Source organism: Pseudomonas sp. PICF6, assembly GCF_009831705.1.
In the GTDB taxonomy this organism is placed as follows: domain Bacteria; phylum Pseudomonadota; class Gammaproteobacteria; order Pseudomonadales; family Pseudomonadaceae; genus Aquipseudomonas; species Aquipseudomonas rhizophila.
The window spans coordinates 357,630-361,234 of record NZ_WUUD01000002.1 but is presented as its reverse complement, the minus strand read 5'-3'; the positions used below and the strand labels follow the sequence as shown (position 1 = coordinate 361,234).

The following is a 3,605-nucleotide window of genomic DNA, read 5'->3' as shown; positions in this document are numbered from 1 at the left end:
CTGGCGCTTCAACCCGCATAAACACGGCCCCAGCCCCATAACAATAAAAGGAGAGATGCCATGGCAACCTTGACCGGTGAACGCCACAGCCAAGCGATCTGGCGCGATTATCTGGAGCTGACCAAGCCCAAAGTGGTGGTGCTGATGCTGATCACCTCGCTGGTGGGCATGTTCCTCGCCACCCGCGCCGGGGTGCCGTGGACGGTGCTGGTGTTCGGCAACCTGGGCATCGCCCTGTGTGCCGGCGGCGCGGCGGCGGTCAACCATGTGGTGGACCGGCGCATCGATGCGGTGATGGCCCGTACCCATAAACGCCCACTGGCCGAAGGCCGAGTCTCACCGGCCGCAGCACTGACCTTCGCCCTGGCACTGGCGGTGGCCGGCCAAGCGCTGTTGCTGGCGTTCACCAACCCGCTGACCGCCTGGCTGACCCTGGCCTCCTTGCTCGGTTATGCGGTGATCTACACCGGTTTCCTCAAACGGGCGACGCCGCAGAACATCGTCATCGGCGGCCTGGCCGGCGCGGCACCACCGTTGCTGGGCTGGGTGGCCGCCACCGGTCATGTCAGCGCCGAACCGCTGCTGCTGGTGCTGATCATCTTCGCCTGGACCCCGCCACACTTCTGGGCCCTGGCGATTCATCGCAAAGAGGAATACGCCAAGGCCGACATCCCGATGCTGCCGGTGACCCACGGCGAGCACTACACCAAGGTGCATATCCTGCTGTACACCCTGGCGCTGCTGGCAGTGAGCCTGATGCCCTTTGTGATCCAGATGAGCGGCTTGCTGTACCTGGTTTGCGCCCTCGTGCTGGGTGCCCGGTTTCTGCAATGGGCCGTGGTGTTGTACCGTGGCAGTCGGCCGCACGCGGCGATCAACACGTTCAAGTACTCTATCTGGTACTTGTTCCTGCTGTTCATTGCCCTGCTTGTAGATCACTACTTACTGTTGAGCCTATGACTCGAACCCAGAAAACCGTCTTCATTCTCGTGGCCGTGATCGCGCTGATCCTCGGCCTTACCATCAATAAAGTGCTGACCGGCAAAGGCGAAGGCGACCCCACGGCGCTGATCGACGCCGGCATCATCCTGCTGCCTCAAAGCCGCAACCTGCCGGACGTGAAAATGACCGACCAGGACGGTCAGCCAGTGACGATGGACGGGTTGAAAGACAAATGGAGCCTGCTGTTCTTCGGCTACACCTTCTGCCCGGACATATGCCCGACCACCCTCGCCCAACTGCGCCAGATCAAAAGCGAACTGCCGCCCGAGGCTGTGGATAAATTGCAGATCGTGCTGGTAAGCGTCGACCCGAACCGCGACACGCCCAAGCAACTCAAGCAGTACCTGGGCTACTTCGACCCGCAGTTCATCGGCCTGACCCCGTCATCGATCGAAGACCTGCAGAAACTGACCAACGCGGTGAGCATTCCATTCATCCCGGCGGACACCAGCAAACCCAACTACACGGTCGATCACAGCGGCAACCTCGCCGTCATCGGACCGGACGGTACTCAACGCGGGTTTATTCGTGCGCCGTTGAACAACCAGAAGCTAGTGGCGCAGTTGCCAGAGATGCTGAAACGCAAATAAGGCCATCACAGAACGCTCGCTCCCACCGCCATTCACCTGTGGGAGCGAGCCTGCTCGCGATGAAATCGACTCGGTTCCAAACCAAAACAAGTCACCCGCATCGCCGGTAAACCCCACTCCTACAGAACCTGCCTACACACCTTCACCAAGCCACGCATCCTTGCGCCTTTGCCTACAACTACGCCAGAATCCGCCCGCTTGTGCGCCTTGTCCCGGGGTTCTATTGTCTTCCTGCCACTGCCCATCAGTGGTCGGGTTTAGTAGCCCGAGGTAATCGAAGTTGTACAAGCGCTTCTCAAACAGGGCCCTACCCTGTTCTTGATGGTGGCTGTACGCAGGGCGCTCAGGCGCGCCGGCTTCTTCGGTTCCCCGGTCTACTAACCTGCGTACAGCTGCCACCCCATTGTTTAGTAGCTTCGGGGTGTCGGCATCACATCTGGAACCGAAGCTTATGTTCAAAGTAACTCCGAATCCGCCAGAGGCAGATTCCACTTCTACATCCGCAAAATCCAAAGCCAAGCAGCAAGACGAAACCACCAAACGCGTGCTGGATCACTACTTGCTGCCGAAATCTGAAAAGTCTCAAGACGACCCCAAACCGGGGCAGCTATACACCGTCGTGAAAGGCCTCGATAACGAATGCTTGCTTGCCAACCTCAGCGAAACCCTGGCTTCGGCTGATGCCATGGTGAGTGATCTGGCGTTTGATCTGGATGGATCGAGGCGCCATGTGGCGCAGGGTATCCAGCAGTTGATTGAGCTGAGTTCGTTGCTGGCGAATCGGGTGTTGGATAACGTCGACCCACGTTAACCGCAACACCATCAAGCTGTGTGGCGAGGAGATATTCCCCTCGCCACACATTGCAGGCCCTCATTCCTGGCGACGCATGAACTCTGCGAAAAGAGGAACTGTAAAATTCAGATATCCAAAAAGGGGACAGATTTATTTCCAGCAAATTCTATCCCCTTTCGAGTACTGTCCCCTTTTCAGTCAACGCAGGAAGCACCGACCGCTGTCACCCGGCGTAACTGCGACATGACGCTCCCCGCCGTAATCACTGCAGTAGGCGACATTGGGCAACCGCTCGCGGCCAGCGCCTCTGCGACCCAGGTATTGCAGGTATAAAACAGCGAATAGCGACCCTCGGCCTGGTAGAACCGACTCTCTCCATACAGGCCAGGCCCGAGCACCACCAAGGTGCCCGTCGCTGAGTGAGTGAAGGTCCCGGCCACGAACGCGAGCAGTCGTCGGTAGCCGTCCTCCGTCACCCGCACCTCGATGACCTCGCTTGCGGCGAAACGCCGCCTGGGGTCCCCGTCAATCTTGACCGCATGCAGCACGGTTGCCTTCGACCCGAACAAGGCTCGCAGGGCGAGGCTCAAGGTGGCCTGTGGGGCTCGGTAAAAATCCTCGTCGCCCCAACCGAACTCAACGAAGTCGCCGTCGCTGAACTCTTCAGCCAGTGCGGGAAGCACTTGAAGTAGATCGGGGCGCGCAATGACCAACCCGGTATGCAGGCCATGATTCACCACATAGAAGGACCGCCAATCGCCACCCTCGCCCCTCGCCGGGTCCGACGCGGTAGCGCAGCCGAACAGCATGAGGACCAGGGCCAGCACTACAATGCGCATACACAAGGGCTTGGAGGCTCGCTAACGAAACGTGGGAAAACCCGGCGGGGGTTGGCGCTATATCTCGGCCAGAAGCAACCATGGCGCTTAGAAACCCAAAGCAGCAATACGCCACAAGATGTCTCAGAGACCAAGCCTAGCATTCAAAGCTTGGGGCACTCGCCAACGCTTTCCCCTTTTCAAATCCCCTTTTCACTCAGAAATCGATAGTCCCCGAAAACTTCACCAAGCGCGGATCACCCTGCGAGAGGTAGCCGCCGTTTGCCGAGGCCCAGTAGTTCTTATCGGTAATGTTTTCCACGTTGACGCGCAACGTCAGGTCTTTCTCCACGAATTTCATCTTGTAACGTGCGCCGGCGTCGAAACGATTCCAGGTAGGCA

Annotated in this window: 5 protein-coding genes; 3 read left to right on the top strand and 2 right to left on the bottom strand. The window is 58.9% G+C overall.

Annotated features, from left to right (window positions below):
• Nucleotides 1-60 precede the first annotated feature (60 nt).
• The 3 genes from cyoE to GSM73_RS02645 all read left to right on the top strand — a co-directional run bounded on the left by cyoE (nucleotide 61) and on the right by GSM73_RS02645 (nucleotide 2,403).
• Nucleotides 61-960 carry a heme o synthase gene (cyoE, locus tag GSM73_RS02655; protein ID WP_047230047.1) on the top strand — a complete coding sequence of 300 codons (900 nt, stop codon included), beginning with the start codon at nucleotides 61-63 and terminating at the stop codon, nucleotides 958-960.
• On the top strand, nucleotides 957-1,592 hold the full coding sequence (locus GSM73_RS02650; protein WP_160891486.1) for an SCO family protein: 636 nt from the start codon (nucleotides 957-959) through the stop codon (nucleotides 1,590-1,592). Before cyoE ends, GSM73_RS02650 begins: the two co-directional genes overlap by 4 nt.
• A gap of 451 nt (nucleotides 1,593-2,043) precedes the next feature.
• Complete coding sequence (locus tag GSM73_RS02645; protein WP_160891484.1) at nucleotides 2,044-2,403, top strand: DUF6124 family protein; 360 nt, start codon at nucleotides 2,044-2,046, stop codon at nucleotides 2,401-2,403.
• A 176-nt stretch (nucleotides 2,404-2,579) separates the two neighbouring features.
• Here the strand turns inward: GSM73_RS02645 and GSM73_RS02640 are convergent, their stop codons facing one another.
• Nucleotides 2,580-3,224 (bottom strand): DUF2459 domain-containing protein, encoded by a 645-nt coding sequence (locus GSM73_RS02640; RefSeq protein ID WP_160891482.1) that lies wholly within the window; start codon nucleotides 3,222-3,224, stop codon nucleotides 2,580-2,582.
• Between the two features lie 196 nt (nucleotides 3,225-3,420).
• The coding region (locus tag GSM73_RS26730) for a TonB-dependent receptor (protein ID WP_256676659.1) at nucleotides 3,421-3,605 on the bottom strand (185 nt) is incomplete at its 5' end.